This window comes from Pseudomonas sp. TE3728 (assembly GCF_056279145.1).
Window position 1 is genome coordinate 2,366,768 of sequence record NZ_JBWBQT010000001.1, and the last position, 18,457, is coordinate 2,385,224.

Below are 18,457 nucleotides of genomic sequence, written 5' to 3' on the forward strand. Positions count from 1 at the left end.
GGTAACCACAGACCTATCATCGATACCTTGCGTGATAGATAGATGACATTCACTTCTATCAAGTCAAGGAACGACTCATGTCTACCGCCGCCCCACCCGTCTCAAGCAGGTTGTTCAGCCTGTTCTGCCTCGCCAGCTATTTGTTGTCGTTGTCCTATGGCTCGACTTTTCTACTGTCGTTGCTCATTGGCTCTCGCGGTGGCAACGAACTCGATGCCGGCAGCGTGATTTCGGCGGCGATGCTCAGCACCTTTGCGGCGGTGATTGTTTCCGGTCACTTGTCCGACCTGCTCGGCGCGGCGCGCTCCATTGCACTGTTCAGCCTCTTGCTGGTGGCCGCCAGCCTGGGATTTGCCTTGACGCCTGGCTTTGGCAATCTGCTGCTGTTTTTTGGACTGATGCTAGGGTTGGGCTGGGGCGTTTTCTACACGCTCGGACCGATCATCGTCGCGAGTCTGGTGACGCCTGCGCAACGGGCTAAATACTTTGCGCTGCTGTCGGGCAGCATGATGACCGGGATCGGCAGCGGTCCATTGTTGGGCCGCGCAGCCAGCGCTCTCGGGTATCCGGTGACGGCAGCGTTTTACCTCGCGGCGCTGGCCAGCCTGATCGGTGCTTTGCTGTTCTGGCGGCTGGATGCCCAGCTCAAGAAAACGCCCTCGGCATCAGCGTCAGTCGCACGAATATCCTGGCGCGCAACGGCTCGGGTGTTGTCCTCCAGAGCCGTGTTCCCGATCATCATGGTCGGCCTCGGCGGTTGTGTATTCGGTGGTCTGTCGAGTTTTCAAACCAGTTACGCGGCGTCCCGTTCACTTGATTATTCGCTGTTCTTTTTCGGCTTCATGGGCGCGGCGATCAGCAGCCGAATGTTGATTGCCGGGTTCGTGGTCAAACGCGATCCATTGCGTGCCTCCTGCCTGTTGTCGGGCCTTATGATGGTTTCGATCCTGATGTTCGGTTTTGTCGTCGATGACGGGTTCAGCTACGTGCTGGCGGCGATGATGCTAGGGGTGGGTTATGGGCTGACGTATTCGGTGATCAATGGCCTGGCGGCGAACGAAACGCCGTCCGGCACCACCTCGCAAGCCTTGTTGCTGTTCAGCCTGTCCTACTTCGTCGGCGTGTTCGGCTTTCCGTTGCTGGCCGGCAGAATCATCGTCGAACACGGGATGGTGACACTGTTGCTCACGGTACTGACGGTCGCCCTACTGAACTGGCTGATCACCGTAGGTCGGTTGATCTGGCGTCACGTCAGCAGGATCAAAACGTTGCAGCAGGCCTAGGGGGCGTTCTCAATGAGTTTCCCCGCCGCGCCGGGAACTCATTGAAAACGGCCCCCTGGACCACTCGTCGTTCATCAGGCACCAATCCAGGTTAGCGAGGACCAATATCGGGTAAGGACTCTAATCAACGGAGACGACACCATGACCACGTCCCGACTGACCGCCCTCGCTCTTACCACGCTGCTCTCCTCTGTCGCGTTCGCCGCGACCAGCTCTTCCGGGACCGACCCGAGCGACCCACTTCAAAGGCCCGAATCTGCGACCACCCAAGGTATCGACAGCGGCCGATCGCCTTCTCCGACGGCCACAGACCCAAGGATTTATCACGACGACGCGGGCCGTCAGGGCGGGATGAATACACCCGGCCCCCAGACTCCCGACAACGCCGGCACCGGCATCGGCTCGAAAACCACCACCGGAGGCTCGGGCTCCGAAGGCCTTGGCACCCGTCCATAAAATCGCCGATGCGAGCGACCTGCAATACCTATCCGTCCTAACGAAGAGGTAACCATGAACGTCGATAAAAACCTGGAAAAAGAAGTCCTGACCCGCCTGTTGCACGCCCACCCAAATGGCTTGGGCAAGGAGGTTCTGGACAATTACCGGGGGGAGAAAGTCGTGGCCAGCACCCTCGCCACTCTGCAGGATCGCGGGCTGATCCAGCACGGTCATGTGATCTGCAACGAAGCCGGCGAGCACTCGCTGAACCTGCCGATCAAACTTAGCGCCGCTGGGGTTGAAGCGGCGCGCAAGCTGGATGTCTAACCGAGTTGGCGCTGCTTTGAATGTTTGAAAAACAAAGATCGCAGACTTCGCCAGCGCCTACAACCAGGAGAAATCCCATGCCTCGTGGAAGCAAAGACAAATACACCGCCGAGCAAAAACGCAAGGCCGAACACATCGAAGAAAGCTATGAGCACAAAGGCGTGTCGAAAGATGAAGCCGAAGCTCGCGCCTGGGCCACGGTGAACAAGCAGTCGGGCGGCGGTGAACGCGCCGGCGGCTCCGGGCGCAAGAAGCCGGCCAGCGCCAAGTCTGCAGATCGCAAGGAGTCAGCCCGACGTGCGGTGGCCACCCGTGAAGGCAAGCCGCGCAACAGCAAGGCTTCGCGCGATACGCAAACAGTGGACAGCCTGATGAAAGAAGCCCGGGCGAAGAAGATTCCGGGGCGCTCGAGCATGCGCAAGCAGGAGTTGATCGAGGCGTTGCGCAAGGCCGGGTAAGGGTCCGGATTTGAGGGTGCGTTTGAGGGCCTCATCGCGAGCAGGCTCGCTCCCACATTGGATTTATGCCAGCTGCCAATATTGCGGCTCACACGAATCAACTGTGGGAGCGAGCCTGCTCGCGATAGCGGTCAATCAGGCGCCATAGGTCTCCCGGATCAACGCATCCACCTCAGCCGCCCCCGGCGAAGTCGCCGGCCCCCAGCGAGTGACCGCCAACGCCGCAGCCGCATTCGCCCGCCGCGCCGCTTCGACCGCCGATAATCCGTGCGCCAACCCGGCGACAAAAACGCCCGCGTGAGCATCCCCGGCGCCATTGCTGTCCACCGCCACGACCTTGAATCCCGGCACATGCTGGTGATCGCCACGCTGGCTGATCCAGCACCCCTGCGGCCCATCGCGTACCACCATCAAGGCGTCCGCCGGCAAATGATCCGCCAGCCCATTCAACGCCTCGGCAATGTCTGACGCCCCGGTAAACCGCAGCGCCTCGACACGGTTGCTGGTCCACAGATCGATGCGCGGCAACAAGGCCTTCATCAGCGGCGCGTCCGGCGAACCCACCAACGGCCCCGGATCGAACACCACCTTGATCCCGTCCGGCAAATCCAGCACCCAATTCACCAGCGCCTGAGCCTTGCCGCCATGCAGCAGGCTATAGCCGCTGACATAGACAAAATCGCCCGCCTCGACCGGCACGCTCGCCAGGTCTTCGGCGGTCAATTCGACTTCGGCACCGATGCAGGAAATGAAGGTGCGTTCGGCCGAGGCTTCGGTCAGCGCGACGCACAGCCCGGTGTCGCGCTCAGTGCTCTGATCGATGCCAATCCGTATGCCTTCAGCCGTCATCGCCTCTCGGGCCATGTCGCCGAAACGGCCCTTGCCATGGCCACCGAGGTAGACCACCGGCAAGCCGTTTCGCCGGGCCGCAGCCATCACATTGAAGCCACCGCCAGCCTCGAAACGGGCGGATTGCGCCAGCACGTCGCCGCCTGAATGAGGCAATTTATCCACGGCCATGACCAGGTCGATCATGACCTGGCCGGTGTGTAGCAGATTAGGCATGAGCAGGCTCGATCAACGCAGTGCGGCGATCCTTGGCACCGCCGAGTACCCCGTAAATGCCACCGGCCACCACGAACGTGACGATCCAGCCCAGGCCGTTGTGGCCCAGCCAGGAGTCGGACAAAAAGCCCCGGAACCAGACATCGTGTTCAGTGGTGCCAATGGTGGTGAAACTGAAACCCAACACAATCGCCAGCGCCCACGCACCGAAGGCACGCCACTCGACGCCGCCGCGATACCAGTAGGCGCTGCTCGGGCCAACGTCCAGCAGGTCTTGGGGGCTGTAGTAATGCCGGTGAATCAGGTCGACCACAAAGATCCCGACCCATGCCGTAATTGGCACCGCCAGCAAGGAAATGAAGGTGATGAACGGGCCGTAGAAGCTCTCGGCGATCAGCATGAAGTAGATCGAACCGGCGAAGATCGCAATGATATCGAGCACCACCGCATACACGCGCTTGACCTTCAGGCCGAGGGTCAGCGTGGTCAAACCGGCGGAGTACACCGACAGGTTGTTCGACAGCAGCAGCCCGCCGAATGCGGTGATCAGGTACGGCACGGCCATCCAGGTCGGCAGCATGTCGCGGATCGCGACGATCGGGTCAGTGGCCGAGGCCAGATCATTGTTGCCCACTGACAGCAGACCGCCGAGGGTGATCAGCAGAACCAGCGGAATCCCCGCACCGAACGCCGCCGACGCCACCAGACGCACGGCTTTGACGCTGCGGTGCTGGTAGCGCGACATGTCGGCACCGGCGTTGGCCCAACCGATCCCGGTGCCGGCGGCCATGGTGCCGATGCCGATGATCATTGCGCTCAGGGGCGCTGGCGTGGCGTTGAATACGGCGTTCCAGTCGATGGTCGCGCAAAGGAAACCGCCGACCAGGATGTTCAACCCACCGAACACATAGGTCGCCCACCTCTGGATCACCAGCAACGTGGCGTGACCGAGGCCAGACACCGACAACGTCAGCAGGACAAAAATCGCGATAAACACCAGGGTCAGCAGCGGCGCGCTTTTGGCTTCCACCGGCGAGCCGAACAGAATCGAGCACAGCGACAACAAGACGAATGCGGCGGTGGTGGTGTTGACGGTTTCCCAACCCAGTCGCGACATCAGCGAGACCAGCGTCGGGCCGATATTACCGCGCACCCCGAAGATTGCTCGCGACAGCGTCAGGCTCGGTGCGCGACCACGGCGACCGGCAATGGAGATGATCCCGACCACCGCGAAAGAGCCGGCGGCACCGAGGATGGCGACGATGATCGCCTGCCAGATCGCCAGGCCGCGGAAGGCCACCAGCGTGGCGCCCAACGGTAAGCCGAGGATGGAAATGTTGGCGGCAAACCAGACCCAGAACAGTTGCAGTGGGTGACCGTTGCACTCCCCTTCCGGCACCGGTTCGATGCCACGGGTTTCCAGTTGCCCGGCACTTTGTCCGGTGTTCGATGAACTCATGAAAACTGCTCCTGTTGCCATTGTTGTGGTTATGGGCAGACAGATTCAGGTCGGCCTGCAGCATCCAGTGTAGGAGCTGCCGCAGGCTGCGATCTTTTGATTTTTGGCGGCCGTCCAGTTGCCAAAGATCAAGATCAAAAGATCGCAGCCTTCGGCAGCTCCTACGGGGGGTTTGTGTTCCTCAGCGCAACGTGAGGAGTCCTCTTACCAACGGTTCCAGCTGCAAATCATTTACCGCTTTAACCTGCTCGATCATCGCCACAGGCCAACTCTCAAGCCCCAGGCAGGCTCCAAGCATGGCGCCGAGAATCGCCGCGATGGTATCGGTATCTCCGCCCAAACTGGCAGCCATGCACAACGCTTCGAAGGCCGTCATCTGCCCGATAGCCACTTGCCGAGCCAGCGCAAACGACACCACCACAGATTCCTGCGAGGCCACCGACGTGCCGATCACGTCGTACAGCAAATCCGCCAGCAACGCCTTGTCGCTGTCGACGCTGATGCTCCACGCCCAACCGATGCGCGCGGCGATACGTCCGCCAGCGACCCAGTGGCCATGGCTTTCGGCTTTCTGAGCAATCTGCTGGCCAAGGTTCAATGCTTCGCCCAGGTCCATGCCGTTGATCCCGGCAGAAACCACCGCCGCCACCGCCGCCGCACTGGCAATTCCCAGCGTGGTGTTGTGGGTCACCTGACAGGCCTGCACCACGGCGCGGATGAAACGCTCGGGATCGGCAACATCGGCCGCAATACCCACCGGCGTGATACGCATGGCCGCGCCATTGGTGGTGCCGTGGCGGCCGGCCTCTTCCAGCGAGTGGCCGGCGAGGATCATCTCGATCGCGCGTTTGGTCGAGGGGCCGAGCAAATCCTGCGAGCCCTTGGCTTGCATCCCTGCTTCCCATTTGATCAAGCGTTGGGCCAGCACCGCCGGTTCGATCCAGCCCTCGCCTTCAATCAACAATTGGCCGAGCAGAATCGCCTGCTCGGTATCGTCAGTGATCGAACCTTTGGGCATGTTGGCGGCAATCGGTTGATCCGGGCCAGCGTCTTGCAGATCGGTGATCTCGCCGAAGCGCGCCTTGATCTCGGCGCGGCTCAGGGATTGTGTCGGCATGCCCAACGCATCGCCCAGGGCCAGTCCGTAGAACGCGCCGAGGGCACGGTCGAGCGCGGTCATTTTGAAGTTCCAATTTGCAGGTGCAGACGAAAATGCACCGGATCGAGCAGGCTTTCGACCTGTTCCATAAAGCGGTTCTGACGGTCGTAAGTGGTGCGCAGGGCCTTGAGGAACACCGTGCCCTCCGGGCGCCCGAGCAATTCGGCGTCTTCGGCATTCAAGGGTTCGGCGCCGACCCACTGATCACCGTGGTCGCCGATATAGCCGTAGGCGGCCAACGTGATGGTCAGGGAGTCATCGATCAGACCGACTCGCGGCAGGCCTTCCAGGCCTCCGGTGGCGGGCATCAATGAGCGCTCAAGGGACACCAGCGTGCCATCGGTGCCGCGCCGCCGCCGGTCGAGGGTGATGAATTGATCAGTACCGAAACGCGCCAACAGGTCCGGACGAGTAACCGCCTCCAGCCGCAGCACTTCGGTATTGATCAGCGCCCCGTTGTCGGCCAGCGCCTGGGCCCAGCCGTTGCGCTGATCGAGCACCACACCGTCGAACGTGACGATGGACCCCACTGCGCCTTGCGTAGCGATGTAGTGGCGCCGTTTCAGTTCGGCCAGGGCTTCACGCAGCGTGCCGCGGCTGACCTTGAATTCTTGAGCCAACTGATGTTCGCCCGGCAATAGAACGCCGTCCTCCATGAGGCCGTTTTCGATGCGCCGGACGAGCTCGTCGACCACCTGTTGTTTCTTGTCAATTCGTAGCGGTCTAATCATGTACACCTCGGGTGTACCGTCATAGCCGAAACGGGCTGGGGCGAGCAAGGGATATTTTGTGAAAGTGGGTGAAGAATGCAGGTTCAAAACCGACCGCTGTGCGGTCAATCGCGAGCAGGCTCGCTCCCACAGGGGATCTGTCGTGTAGATAAATCTTGTGCGCGACACCAATCAACTGTGGGAGCGAGCCTGCTCGCGATGGCGTCGGCACATTCACTATCAATGTGTCAGACAGCCCGCCCCCACAAGGAAAATCAGCGCTGTTTCAACCGGTCAATCACCACCGCCAGCAACAAGATCGAACCACGAATCACGTACTGATAAAACGTATCGATATTCTTCAGGTTCATCGCATTCTCGATGATCGCCAAAATCAAGACCCCGGCAATCACATGCCGAATCATCCCGATCCCGCCACTCAGCGACACCCCGCCGAGCACGCAAGCCGAGATCACCGTCAACTCGAAACCCTGGCCAATCATCGGCTGACCGGACGTCATGCGCGACGCCAGGATCACCCCGGCCAACGCACCGATCACACCGTGTACGGCGAAGATGATGATCTTGGTCCGGTCAATGTTCACCCCGGCCAGCAACGCCGCTTCCTGGTTGCCGCCGATGGCCATGGTGTTGCGCCCGTAGGTGGTGTAGTTCAGCAACCAGCCGAAAAACAGGAAGCAGACGATGGTGATCAGAATCGGCACCGGCACGCCGAACAACTGACCATTACCGAACACGAAGAACTGTTCCTGTGAAACGCCCACCGCTTTGCCGTTGGCAAAAATGTAAGCCAGGCCACGCACGATCTGCATCGTCGCCAGCGTGGTGATCAACGCATTGACCCGCAGCTTGGCGATCACAATCCCGTTAATCAGCCCGACGATCAGCCCCATCACCAGTGCTGCACTCACGCCGAGGAACACGCTGTCGGTGTCGCGCATCACCACTGCCGCGACTACGCCGGCACAGGCAATCACCGAGCCCACCGACAAGTCGAAATGCCCGGACGCCAAGCAATACAACATGGTGCATGCGGCAATCCCGGTAGTGGAAATCGCCAGGCCCAAGCCACGCATGTTCAGTGGCGACAGGAAGTTGTCGATCAGCAAGGTGCAAAGCACAAAGATCCCGACGGCCGCCAGCAGCATCACCCAATCATCGAGAAAGCGACGCAGGTCCAGCGGTTTTCGCGGGGTTGGCAGAGCGTTGTTTTGGATGGTCATAGTCACCTCTCAGTTCGCCACGTCGGCAGCGCGTTGGCGTGGCAACGCCAGTTGCAGCAGGTTGGATTCATTGGCTTGTTCGCGGGTCAGTTCGCCGCGCATCGCGCCTTCGCAGAGCACCAGGATGCGGTCGGAAATACCCATGACTTCCATCAGATCGCTGGACACCACAATCACCGCGATGCCGCTGGCCGCCAGGTTATGGATGATCTGGTAGATCTCGGCTTTGGCACCGATATCGATGCCCCGGGTGGGCTCGTCGAGCAGCAGGACTTTCATTGGCATCGACAGCCAGCGACCGAGAATCGCCTTCTGCTGATTGCCGCCGGACAGGTACATGATTTTCTGCGCCGCGTTGGGCGTCTTCACCTTCAGCGCCTTGATCTGCTTGTCGGCATTGTCCTTTTCCCACAAGCCGCGCAACAGGCAGCCGAAGGTGGAATGGGCGCCGCGAGCGCTGATATTGATGTTCTCGGCGACGCTGGCGAGCGGCAGGATACCCTCCTTCTTGCGGTCCTCGGGGCACAGCAAAATCCCCGCGGCGATGGCATCGCGCGGCGAACGCAGTTTCAGTTCATGACCGCGTAATTCCAGGCGCCCGGCGGTGTTGCGCGTGAGCCCGCTGAGCATCCGGAACAGCTCGGTGCGCCCGGCCCCGACCAGGCCGAACAGCCCGAGGACTTCACCCTTGTGCACCTCGAAACTCACCGGCTCACGCAAGCCCGGCCCCAGTAACCTGTCGACCTTGAGCGCCACCGCGCCACGCGGGCGGCTGCGGTAATCGTAGATATCCTGAATGTCGCGACCGACCATGCACGTCACTAACTGATCATGGGTCAGCGCACTCATGTCCTCGAAAGTGCGCACGAAGCGGCCGTCCTTGAACACCGTCACCGCGTTGCAGATGCGGAACACCTCTTCCATCCGATGGGAGACGTAAAGCACCACTTTGCCTTCGTCGCGCAAGCGCCCGATGATCGCCATCAAACGATCGATTTCCCGTGCTGACAGGCTGCTGGTGGGCTCGTCGAATGCAATCACATGCGCGCCACGGGACAACGCCTTGGCGATTTCCACCAGTTGCCGCTGACCGAGGGACAAGCGCCCGACTTTCTCTTGCGGATCGATTTCATCGGCCAGGCCTTTGAGGCAGGCCAATGCTTGTTGCCGCAAAACGCCGCGATTGATCAGACCGAAACTCGCCGGCAGATGCCCGAGAAACAGGTTCTCGGCGACAGTCATTTCCGGCACCAGATGCAGCTCCTGATGGATCACCGCAACCCCGCTGCCAATACTGTCGGCGGTGGACTTGAAGACCCTCGTCCGCTCGCCGATCTGCAGATCGCCGCTGCTCGGCGTGTAAGCACCGCCAAGGATTTTCAGCAGCGTGGATTTACCTGCGCCGTTCTCGCCCATCAAGGCGTGAACCTGCCCCGGATGGGCGACGAAACTGATGCCGTCCAGCGCCTTCACCCCGGGAAAGGTTTTGCCGATCCCGTTGAAGCGCAAGCTGCCGCCAATACTCTGTTCATTTGTTTGTACGTGCGCGTGCATAAACCCACCTCATCACACCGGTCAGGCAGCCCCGTCGCCAGGGCCGCCGATGAAATCAACCGCGCCTCAGTTCCACAGGCCGATTTTTTCCAGTTCCTGCTTGAAGTTGTCGCGCGTGATCAGCGTAACGTCGTCCATCGCGGTGTATTTGGGTGGTTCTTTGCCGGTGGTGACCCACTCGTACATCATGCTCGCGGTGTTGTAGCCCTCGATGTGCGGGCTCGGCAGCATCGAGCCGAAGAATCCGCTGTTGGGTTTCTTCAGTTCACCAATGGCATCGGTGCCGTTGATGCCGATGCCGATCACGTTGGCCGCGGCAAAACCGGCGCTCTCGGTGGCGCGCACGCCGCCCAGCACGGTGTTGTCGTTCATGCCGCCGATGATCAGGTTTTTCGCCGCCCCCGGAAGCTTCACCAAGGCTGAGTTGGTGGCGTCCATGCTGCCCGGTACGTCGAGGGTTTTCAGCGCAGAAAAGAGGATGTGGTCTTTCGGCATACCGGCGTCTTCCAGCGCTTTGACGGAGCCGTCAGTGCGTTTCTTACCGGTGTCGAGTTCGTTGTAGGTGTTGATCACCGCGTAGGTGTCTTTCCAGTCCCAGCCGCGTTTTTTCGCTTCGGCGGCCATGGCGGCGCCCTGCTTCTGGCCGACTTCGAATGCAGCCATGCCGAGGTACGGCACGTTCTCCATGAACTTGCCGCCGGCATCGACGAAACGGTCATCGACGGCGATCACTTTCAAACCGTTGAGTTTGGCCTTGGCCATGATCGCCGGGCCCAGGGACACGTCCGGCGGGCAGATCACGAAGCCCTTGGCGCCGTTGGCCGCCAGACTGTCGATGGCCGAGAGGGTTTTCTCGCCGTCAGGCACGGCGATTTTGATGACGGTGAAGCCCTTGTCCTTGCCGGCCTTTTCGGCGAAGGCCCATTCGGTCTGGAACCAGGGCTCTTCCGCTTGTTTGACCAGAAAACCGATCTTCACTTCCTCGGCCGCCAGCAACGTACTGCTCAGGCTGACCGCGGTGACCGCCAAAGCGGCACAGCACAGGGAACGGATCCCACGACGACGTTTCATAAGCTGACTCCTTGTTATTTTTTTTGAGCGTTATTTGAAAGCCAATACAGCGGTCGAAGCACGCAGCCAATAGTCATATCGTATGATGATTGGATTTCAGACGTAGTTTCGCGTTTGAAACCCGGGGCATTCAGTCGTGGTACATGACCGAACGCCCACCATCGATGGTGATGCATGAAGCGTTAATGAATGGCGCTTCATCACTGGCCAGGAACACAGCGGTCATCGCCACTTCAATCGGCTGGCCGATACGCCGTGGCGGATGCAGGTCGAAGGCCCGCTGACGTTCGGCATGGGGGTCGGCAAAACCGTTCCAGTAATCGACGTTCAGTTGGGTCTCGATGTAGCCCGGGGCGATGGCGTTGACCCGAATGCCCTTCGGTGCGTACTCGATGCCCAAGGAGCGGGTCAGTCCCAGCAAGCCATGCTTGGCCACCGGGTACGGGAAGCAGCCGGGAATGATGTGAGTGGAATGGGTGGAGGCAATATTGATGATGCTGCCGATGCCCTGCTCGATCATCTGCGGCAGCACGGCTTTGCAGCCATACCAGGCGCCGTCCAGATCGATGGCGAAGCAGCGACGCCAATCTTCCTCGGTCATTTCCAGCGGATCGCGGAACACGTTGACCCCGGCGCAGTTGACCAGCACATCGATCCGGCCGTGAAGCTCAATGGCCAATCTGGCCATGGCGTGCAGGTCTTGCTGGCGCGACACGTCGGCCTTGATTGCCACGACATCCGCGCCTTGTTCACGCCAGTGCGCCGCGACTTTTTCGACTTTCTCGCCCTGGATATCGCTGATGATCAGCCTGGCCTGCTGAGAGGCGAAGGTCGCGACAATCGCTTCGCCAATACCCTGAGCGGCACCGGTCAACAGCACCACCTTGTTTTTCAGGCGCTCACCCTTGGGCGGTTCGGGCACCGGAGGCAAGGAAAGAGGTTCAGCCATGGATCAACACTCCTGTTTGAAGGCACGACGAAAACCGGACATCTGTCGATGTCCGGTCAGAAAGCTGTTGGGACCAGGCAGGCGCGAAAACGCCCGGGCGCCGAGGCGGCCTGAAGCACTGACTCCGTACGGGAGTGCGGTGGAATATCGCTGCATCACTTCACCTGTTTTGTTTTTTTAAGTGTGAGTGCGTGTAACTGATGGGGCCGACTATAAACCCGACCACCAAATAATCTCAATATATAATTTTACATCCCATACTTTGGGATTTACCCAGCAAATCGCTGACAGGGTTTTCCGGGCACATCCACTCGAATCGATAATAGCGCGCCGTCCAACGGATGATTGAGCGGGCTTGCGGCGCTGGTGATGTACAGGGTTTTGAAGTCTTCGCCACCGAACACGCAACTGGTGGGACGGCTGACCGGCAGTTCGATCACCCGATCCACATAACCGTCCGGGTTCAGCCTTAGCAGACAACTGCCATCCCAACGGGCATTCCAGATATAGCCCTCGGCATCCATCGCCGAGCCGTCGGGGCCGCCACGTTTGTGGGGGCCAAACCAGACATAGGCAGTGTCCAGGTTGCCGTCGGTATGGATGAAATGCCGGTAAAGCGTGCTGTCGAGGCTGTCGGCGAAATACAGGGTGGTGCCGTCGTCGCTCCACAACAACGTGTTGGGAATGCCTAATCCTCGAAGCAGCGGCGTGACCCGAGCATCGCGGTCGATGCGAAACAGGCCACCGGAGCGGCGCACGACGGGCAAATCTTCGCCCTGCTCACCGATGTTGTTTTGCATGGTGCCCAGCCAGAGCCGGCCCTGGGCATCGCAGCGGGCTTCGTTGGGGCGATTGCCGGGTTGCGGATCGGCGACGCAGAACAAGCTCAGCCGAGGTTCCAGGCCTGGAGAATCCAGATCCAGCCGATAAACCCCACTGCTCAATGTCACCAGGGCATCGCCGCTTTCGCAGGGGATGAACGCGGACACGTGTTCCGGCATCTGCCAGATTTCCACGTTGGCGCCGATCAGCCGGAGCGCTTGTTTACCGGCGATATCTACCCAATACAGCGCCTGGGTCGGTGCATCCCAAAACGGGCCTTCGCCGAGTTGCGCACGGTGTCCGGTAACCGCAGTCCACGTCATGAAACCTCCTTTTTAATGCTTTTATGTGGGAGCGGGCTTGCTCGCGAAGAGGCCGTGACATTCACCATCTCTGTCGCCTGAGACATCGCCTTCGCGAGCAAGCCCGCTCCCACAAGGGTTCTTATTGTTAGCTGGCCTTCTTGTCAGCCATGACTTGCGGGTAGAAGCGTTTGATCGCCAAGTCTGCGTTATCGATCAGGGTCATGCAGGCCCACACACCCCGCGCGGCATCCCGGGCGGCGATGGCGTCGGCCATGTCTTTGTGGATTGGCAAGGTTCGGCGCAGTTCGTCCGGGTCAGCGGCAGACACTTCGAAAGACACGGCCAGCAACGCGCCGAGGGCCGGGACCATTTGTTCGATGAATTGATTGTGGCTGGCGGCGAGGATGCACTCGTGGAAGAACTGGTCGGCGCGGTTGTAATCGATGCCGCTGTCCACCGCCCGTTCCAGCGCGTTATAGGCCTGGAGTACGGCTTGCACTTGTTCCACCGTCGCCCGCTCGCAGGCCCAGCGCACCGCCATGGGTTCGATGGTGCGGCGCAGGTCGAGCAAATCGTCGACGAAGTTTTCCGGTAAGCCGCTGCGCGACAGCCAGCCGACGACTTGCGGATCGAAGAGGTTCCAGCGCCGCACCGGCAATACGCGTGTGCCGACCTTTGGCCCGACTTCGAGCATGCCTTTGGCCACCAGGGTTTTGATGGCTTCGCGGATAACCGTACGACTGACACCGAGCTGCTCGCCCAGGTCGGCTTCGACCTTGATGGTTTCGCCGGGCTTTACCTGGCCGGCAGCAATCCAGCACCCCAGCCAATCGACCGTCGACGCATGAAAACTGCTGGACATGGGCACCTCGTCGACCGGTGATAAAAAGAAACGACACAAAGCCGTTCGCGATGGGTGTCCACGCTAATCATCATATGATTGGGTGTCAATTGGATTTTCAGATGCCTCGCCATACGGACACGGCTGTTCGTCCGAATCCTGCTCGAAGCGCTTTGATCCCATCCACTTTGTAAACTACGGTTAGCCGCAGCAGATCGGGCAGTCAGCGGTCTGTTCTCCTTCAAATCCGCTATCGATAGGTATGAACATGGACATGGATGCGTCTACGAAATACCCCATTGTGTTGGTTCACGGCCTTTTCGGCTTCGATAAAATCGCCGGTTACCCCTACTTCTTCGAAATCGAGGAAGCCCTGGAACGCGCCGGTGCTCAGGTGTTTGCGGTCAATATTCCAGCCGTCAACGGCAATGAGGAACGCGGTGAAAAACTGCTCGAGCATGTCAACCGCATTTTGCTGGAAACCGGAGCTGCCAAGGTCAATCTGATCGGCCATAGCCAAGGCCCTCTGGCCGCACGCTACGTAGCAGCGCTGCACCCGGAAAAGGTCGCGTCGGTCACGTCTGTCAGTTGCCCCAATCATGGCTCCGAGATTGCCGACCAATTGCATAAGGCGCTGACGCCCGGAGAGTTGCCCGAAGCGTTTGTACTGGCCCTGTTTGGCGCGGTCGGCACCTTCATTTCGTTGATCAGCGGCCATCCGGAAAACCCGATTGATGCTGAAGCGGCATTCGAATCGCTGACCAGCGCGGGATTGGCTGCCTTCAATCGCAAGTACCCGCAAGGGGTGCCAAAGGTTTGGGGCGGCGAAGGCAACGAAATTGAAAACGGCGTGTATTACTACTCCTGGAGCGGGATCGTGCAGAACTTCCAAAGCCTGCAACCACTCGACCCGAGTCATTTGAATACTGTCGTGCTGTCGAAGTTATTTTATAAAGAGAAGCGTGCCAATGATGGGCTGGTCGGCCGCTACAGCTCGCATCTGGGCAAAGTGATTCGCTCGGATTACCCGATGGACCACTTTGACGCCGTCAACCAAATGGCCGGGATCACCAGTTGGAATGTGAGCCCGGTGAGGCTCTACCTGGAACATGCTGAGCGACTCAAGAGCAAAGGTTTGTAAGCCAAAAAAAAAACGGCCCGTTGCAATAACGGGCCGTTTCGTTGCCAACGCTCAATCGACTATGGCTCAAGCCCGATCGGGAAGAATTCGCCGCCGCTCCACACGCCCAGCCAACGCTGCCCGTCGATTTCACGACTCACCGCCAGCTCCACCAGTTGGTAGAACACATTGCGGTGAATCAGCGCTTCAAGGTTGGTGCGTACATGCACGTACGGCGCGGGTTCCTGAGTCACCGGATCGATCACCACGCGCATAGGGTGCTCGGCGCCGGCATCGGCCGTTTCATCGACGTTGGTGGTAAAGCGCAAGACCTGAGCTTCGCCCTCGCCTTCGACCTCCACGGCAATCGCCACGAACGGCGCATCGTCGACCTTGATGCCAACTTTTTCGACCGGGGTAATCAGAAAATAATCATCACCGTCGCGGCGAATGATGGTGGAGAACAGCTTGACCATCGGCTTGCGCCCGATCGGCGTACCCAGGTAATACCAGGTGCCATCGCGGGCGATGCGCATGTCGATGTCGCCGCAGAAGTCGGGGTTCCACAAGTGGACCGGCGGCAAGCCTTTGGTTTTGGGGATTTGCCCCAACAGATCGTTGGCTTTTTGCGGGCCACTCATGGCGTTCTCCTTTGAATTACTGGTCGCTGAGCCCCAGCAGGCTACGAGCGTATTGCTCCAGCGGCGGGCCCAGCAGGTCTTCTGGCTTGTTGTCGTGGAACGTCAGTAAACCGCCACGACTCTTGATACGTGCAGTATCAATCAAATACTGGGTGCTGGTCTCGATCAACATGATTTGAATCACGCCGTTGTCGATTCCGAGGCGATCCACGTGTTCCTGGTCGAGCCATTCGTCCGAGTTGCCGATGCGGTCGTCGGCTTTGGCGAAACGCGTGTAGAGCAGGTAATGGGCGCCGGCGGCACGGGCTTCGCCCATGGCAGCGTCGAGGCCTTCCGGCGCGTGGGCGCGGCGGACCATCGGGAAATATTCGATAAAGCCGTTGAAGGCCTCTTCAGCCACCACGTTAGGTCGCGGGTAGGCATTGCCCGGCGGCACGAAGGCACCCTGGGCGATGTAGATGAACGAGTCCGGCTGAATGCGGAAGTTATTCACACGACGGCTGTCGCTGTGGTCCAGCAGGCCCGCGTCGCTCATGTGGTAGCGAGTCCCTTCGGCCATATCGCTGACATTCATGCAGCCACCAAGCGCCAAAACGGCCAGCAGCAAAACCAGGCTACGCATCCTACCCTCCAGAGGCCGGTGACGGAAAACCGGCGAATGGCCATGGGATGCAGCTTCCGCGCCAGCTAAGACCCTGAACATTTCCAGACTGAGAATACAGACCTGTGGCGAGGGAGCTTGCTCCCGTTCGGCGGCGTAGCCGTCGTAGAGCGATGAATGCGCTAATTCTGACGAAACGGGTTTTTTTTGGGGGGCCGCTTCGCGACCCAGCGGGAGCAAGCTCCCTCGCCACAGCAAGCCCCCTTCACCACAGGGCCCGATCAGCCGCCAATAATCTTCATGATGGTAGCGCCACCGGAGAACGCCACTTCCTGCTTGTCGCCCAAGGCTTTGACCAGCAGTCGCTGCAACGCCGGCAGCGCCTGGTGACGAGGCTTGTCCAACAAATCGCCGACATAGTGACGATTGCTCGACGACAGGCAGCCATGCAGCCAACCAGTGGACGACAAGCGTAGACGCGAACAGGTGCGGCAAAACGGAACGCTTTCGTTGGCAATCACGCCGAAGTGGCCCAGCCCCGGAATCTGGTAACGCACCGCCGTGGCATCGACCGGCGCATCGGCCTGAAGGTACTCGTAGCGTTCGCCGATCAGGCTCAGCAACTGTTGAAGGCTGACGAACTGCTGCAGGAAGGCGTTGGAGTCGCTGGCCAGATGGCCCATGCGCATCAACTCGATGAAGCGCAACTCGTAGCCGCGCTCCAGGCAGTAAGCGAGCAGCGGCATCACCTGATCAAGGTTCTGCCCGCGCAGCGGCACCATATTGACCTTGATCTTCATGCCGGCCGCGGCGGCCTGGTCCATACCGTCGAGAACGGTCGCCAGATCACCGCCGCGCGCAATACCGCGAAAAGCGCTGGCATCCAGGGTATCGAGGGAAACGTTGATGCGCCGAATGCCGGCATCCACCAGCAGTGGCAGCTTCTTCGCCAGCAACTGACCATTGGTGGTCAGGCTGATGTCCGCCAGGCCCATCTGACCGACGGCGGTCATGAAGGCTTCGAGTTTGGGGCTGACCAGTGGTTCACCACCGGTAATGCGCAAACGCTCGATGCCCGCGGCCTCGATCAGGTAGGCCACGCCGCGTGCCATGGCCTCCGCCGACAACTCATCCTGCGCAGCCACCAGCCGCTTGCCGTTGGGCACGCAGTAGGTACAAGCGTAGTTGCAGGCTGAGGTCAGACTGATCCGCAAATTGCGAAAACGCCTGCCTTGACGGTCAACGATCATGGATCACTCCGGCGAAAGAAGATTCGAACGCGCAAAACTTGACTCACAAATCAAGTTTTAGCAAGCCCTATGCCTGAGTATATTCCTGCGGTACTGCGCCATGTAGCTAAATCATGGCGCAACAAGGCAACTGACGGGTTCAGTTGCTCGGCGTGTCGGTATCGCGCTTGCGCTTGTTGCCCATGCGCACGCCGATGTCCATCAGGAACTGGAAGAAACCTTCCTGATCTTCCAGAACATTGCTCCAGAACGGCGAGTGATACAGCGCCACCGCGCCATGTACCAGAGCCCAGGCCGCGCAGTAATGGAAGTAAGGCGGCACGTCTTCGAGCTTGCCTTCGCTGATCCGGCCCTTGATCAGCAGGGTCAGGCGTTCGAAGTTCGAGGCGCGGATCTTGTGCAGTTCCTCGACCATCTCCGGCACCTGGTTGCCCTTGACCACCTTTTCTTCCAGGCGATCGAACAACCGATAGCGTTGCGGGTCGCGCATGCGGAATTCGAAATAGGCCCGGGACAGGGCTTCCTTGTCCTTATCGACATCGGCCGAATGCAACAGCTCGTTCAAATCGCGCTCGTAATCGAGCATCAGGCGCAGATAGATCTCCGCCTTGGATTTGAAGTGCTTGTAGATCGTGCCTTTGCCGATACCGACGGCATCAGCAATCATCTCGACGGTGACACTGTCTTCACCTTGGTCGAGGAACAGCTTGAGCGCGGTATCGAGAATTTCTTGCTCGCGGCGACGAAACTCACGGACCTTACGAGGTTCTTTATGCATAAGAAAAGGTCTGTAGGGGTCAAAATTCGAAGCCGCGTATTATGCCTAACTTACGCCAAAATGCACGGATCATCCGACCATATATGTGTTTCTTGATGAATTCGCGCCACCTCGAGGGTTGATGAGAACTCAACCGAAGCGCGCGTATTCCAAATTTGTTTAAAAACCCGACCAGCTAAACTGGACTCGGCGCAATACTGATCAATACTTCAACTGTCGGCGAGGCATCTCCCCCAAGTGTCGCGCCGATGAAGGTACCAACGGATTGCGTGCCTTTGTTTTACTCCTAATGGTCTTAACCCGGATTCCCCCCCCAGAACCCGGGTTTTTTTTGCCTGTGATTCAGCAGCCAAAGCCCCGAAGGCTGCGATCTTTTCTAACG

The 18,457-nt window shown here is 59.6% G+C and carries 19 protein-coding genes; 5 read left to right on the forward strand and 14 right to left on the reverse strand.

Features of this window, described 5'->3' with window-relative positions; genetic code table 11:
• The first annotated feature begins 77 nt into the window (after positions 1 to 77).
• From ACZ89R_RS10010 to ACZ89R_RS10025, 4 genes are all read left to right on the forward strand, one after another.
• Positions 78 to 1,283: an MFS transporter gene (locus ACZ89R_RS10010; RefSeq protein WP_429545895.1), complete on the forward strand. Its 1,206-nt coding sequence runs from the start codon at positions 78 to 80 to the stop codon at positions 1,281 to 1,283.
• Positions 1,284 to 1,424: 141 nt separating this feature from the next.
• Positions 1,425 to 1,739, forward strand: coding sequence for a hypothetical protein (locus tag ACZ89R_RS10015; RefSeq protein WP_123494562.1), 315 nt, complete (start codon positions 1,425 to 1,427; stop codon positions 1,737 to 1,739).
• A 54-nt stretch (positions 1,740 to 1,793) separates the two neighbouring features.
• Positions 1,794 to 2,048, forward strand: a complete 255-nt coding sequence (locus ACZ89R_RS10020; protein ID WP_007903936.1) for a hypothetical protein — start codon at positions 1,794 to 1,796, stop codon at positions 2,046 to 2,048.
• Between the two features lie 77 nt (positions 2,049 to 2,125).
• Positions 2,126 to 2,506, forward strand: coding sequence for a Rho termination factor N-terminal domain-containing protein (locus ACZ89R_RS10025; RefSeq protein ID WP_050683264.1), 381 nt, complete (start codon positions 2,126 to 2,128; stop codon positions 2,504 to 2,506).
• Positions 2,507 to 2,641: 135 nt separating this feature from the next.
• Here the strand turns inward: ACZ89R_RS10025 and ACZ89R_RS10030 are convergent, their stop codons facing one another.
• The 10 genes from ACZ89R_RS10030 to ACZ89R_RS10075 form a co-directional block, all read right to left on the reverse strand.
• Entirely contained in the window at positions 2,642 to 3,571 is a 930-nt protein-coding gene (locus ACZ89R_RS10030; protein ID WP_429545894.1) for a PfkB family carbohydrate kinase, read from the reverse strand.
• Positions 3,564 to 5,030, reverse strand: a complete 1,467-nt coding sequence (locus ACZ89R_RS10035; protein ID WP_429545893.1) for a purine-cytosine permease family protein — start codon at positions 5,028 to 5,030, stop codon at positions 3,564 to 3,566. The genes ACZ89R_RS10030 and ACZ89R_RS10035 overlap by 8 nt, the downstream gene beginning before the upstream one ends.
• A 181-nt stretch (positions 5,031 to 5,211) precedes the next feature.
• Positions 5,212 to 6,210 (reverse strand): ADP-ribosylglycohydrolase family protein, encoded by a 999-nt coding sequence (locus ACZ89R_RS10040; protein ID WP_429545892.1) that lies wholly within the window; start codon positions 6,208 to 6,210, stop codon positions 5,212 to 5,214.
• Positions 6,207 to 6,920, reverse strand: a complete 714-nt coding sequence (locus ACZ89R_RS10045) for a GntR family transcriptional regulator (protein WP_429378492.1) — start codon at positions 6,918 to 6,920, stop codon at positions 6,207 to 6,209. The genes ACZ89R_RS10040 and ACZ89R_RS10045 overlap by 4 nt, the downstream gene beginning before the upstream one ends.
• A gap of 254 nt (positions 6,921 to 7,174) precedes the next feature.
• Complete coding sequence (gene araH / locus ACZ89R_RS10050; RefSeq protein WP_429545891.1) at positions 7,175 to 8,143, reverse strand: L-arabinose ABC transporter permease AraH; 969 nt, start codon at positions 8,141 to 8,143, stop codon at positions 7,175 to 7,177.
• A 9-nt stretch (positions 8,144 to 8,152) separates the two neighbouring features.
• A complete protein-coding gene (araG, locus tag ACZ89R_RS10055; protein WP_429545890.1) occupies positions 8,153 to 9,697 on the reverse strand; it encodes an L-arabinose ABC transporter ATP-binding protein AraG in 1,545 nt (514 codons plus the stop codon).
• Positions 9,698 to 9,763: 66 nt separating this feature from the next.
• A complete protein-coding gene (locus ACZ89R_RS10060; RefSeq protein ID WP_192344004.1) occupies positions 9,764 to 10,768 on the reverse strand; it encodes a substrate-binding domain-containing protein in 1,005 nt (334 codons plus the stop codon).
• A 130-nt stretch (positions 10,769 to 10,898) separates the two neighbouring features.
• The gene (locus tag ACZ89R_RS10065; RefSeq protein WP_429545889.1) at positions 10,899 to 11,717 is read right to left on the reverse strand and encodes an SDR family oxidoreductase; all 819 of its coding nucleotides are present in this window, start codon (positions 11,715 to 11,717) and stop codon (positions 10,899 to 10,901) included.
• A gap of 269 nt (positions 11,718 to 11,986) precedes the next feature.
• Positions 11,987 to 12,862, reverse strand: a complete 876-nt coding sequence (locus tag ACZ89R_RS10070) for an SMP-30/gluconolactonase/LRE family protein (protein ID WP_429545888.1) — start codon at positions 12,860 to 12,862, stop codon at positions 11,987 to 11,989.
• A gap of 127 nt (positions 12,863 to 12,989) precedes the next feature.
• Positions 12,990 to 13,706, reverse strand: coding sequence for a FadR/GntR family transcriptional regulator (locus ACZ89R_RS10075; RefSeq protein ID WP_050683259.1), 717 nt, complete (start codon positions 13,704 to 13,706; stop codon positions 12,990 to 12,992).
• Positions 13,707 to 13,953: 247 nt separating this feature from the next.
• Here ACZ89R_RS10075 and ACZ89R_RS10080 point away from each other — a divergent pair, with 247 nt between their 5' ends.
• On the forward strand, positions 13,954 to 14,826 hold the full coding sequence (locus ACZ89R_RS10080; protein WP_218397697.1) for an esterase/lipase family protein: 873 nt from the start codon (positions 13,954 to 13,956) through the stop codon (positions 14,824 to 14,826).
• Positions 14,827 to 14,885: 59 nt separating this feature from the next.
• On the opposite strand, the gene ACZ89R_RS10085 is transcribed toward ACZ89R_RS10080, so the two are convergent.
• The 4 genes from ACZ89R_RS10085 to ACZ89R_RS10100 form a co-directional block, all read right to left on the reverse strand.
• Positions 14,886 to 15,446: a DUF1285 domain-containing protein gene (locus tag ACZ89R_RS10085; RefSeq protein WP_008067797.1), complete on the reverse strand. Its 561-nt coding sequence runs from the start codon at positions 15,444 to 15,446 to the stop codon at positions 14,886 to 14,888.
• A gap of 16 nt (positions 15,447 to 15,462) precedes the next feature.
• Entirely contained in the window at positions 15,463 to 16,068 is a 606-nt protein-coding gene (locus ACZ89R_RS10090; RefSeq protein ID WP_218397701.1) for a DUF4823 domain-containing protein, read from the reverse strand.
• 260 nt (positions 16,069 to 16,328) lie between these two features.
• On the reverse strand, positions 16,329 to 17,297 hold the full coding sequence (locus ACZ89R_RS10095) for a GTP 3',8-cyclase MoaA (protein WP_429545887.1): 969 nt from the start codon (positions 17,295 to 17,297) through the stop codon (positions 16,329 to 16,331).
• Positions 17,298 to 17,436: 139 nt separating this feature from the next.
• Positions 17,437 to 18,075 (reverse strand): TetR/AcrR family transcriptional regulator, encoded by a 639-nt coding sequence (locus ACZ89R_RS10100; RefSeq protein WP_008067794.1) that lies wholly within the window; start codon positions 18,073 to 18,075, stop codon positions 17,437 to 17,439.
• Between the last annotated feature and the right edge of the window lie 382 nt (positions 18,076 to 18,457).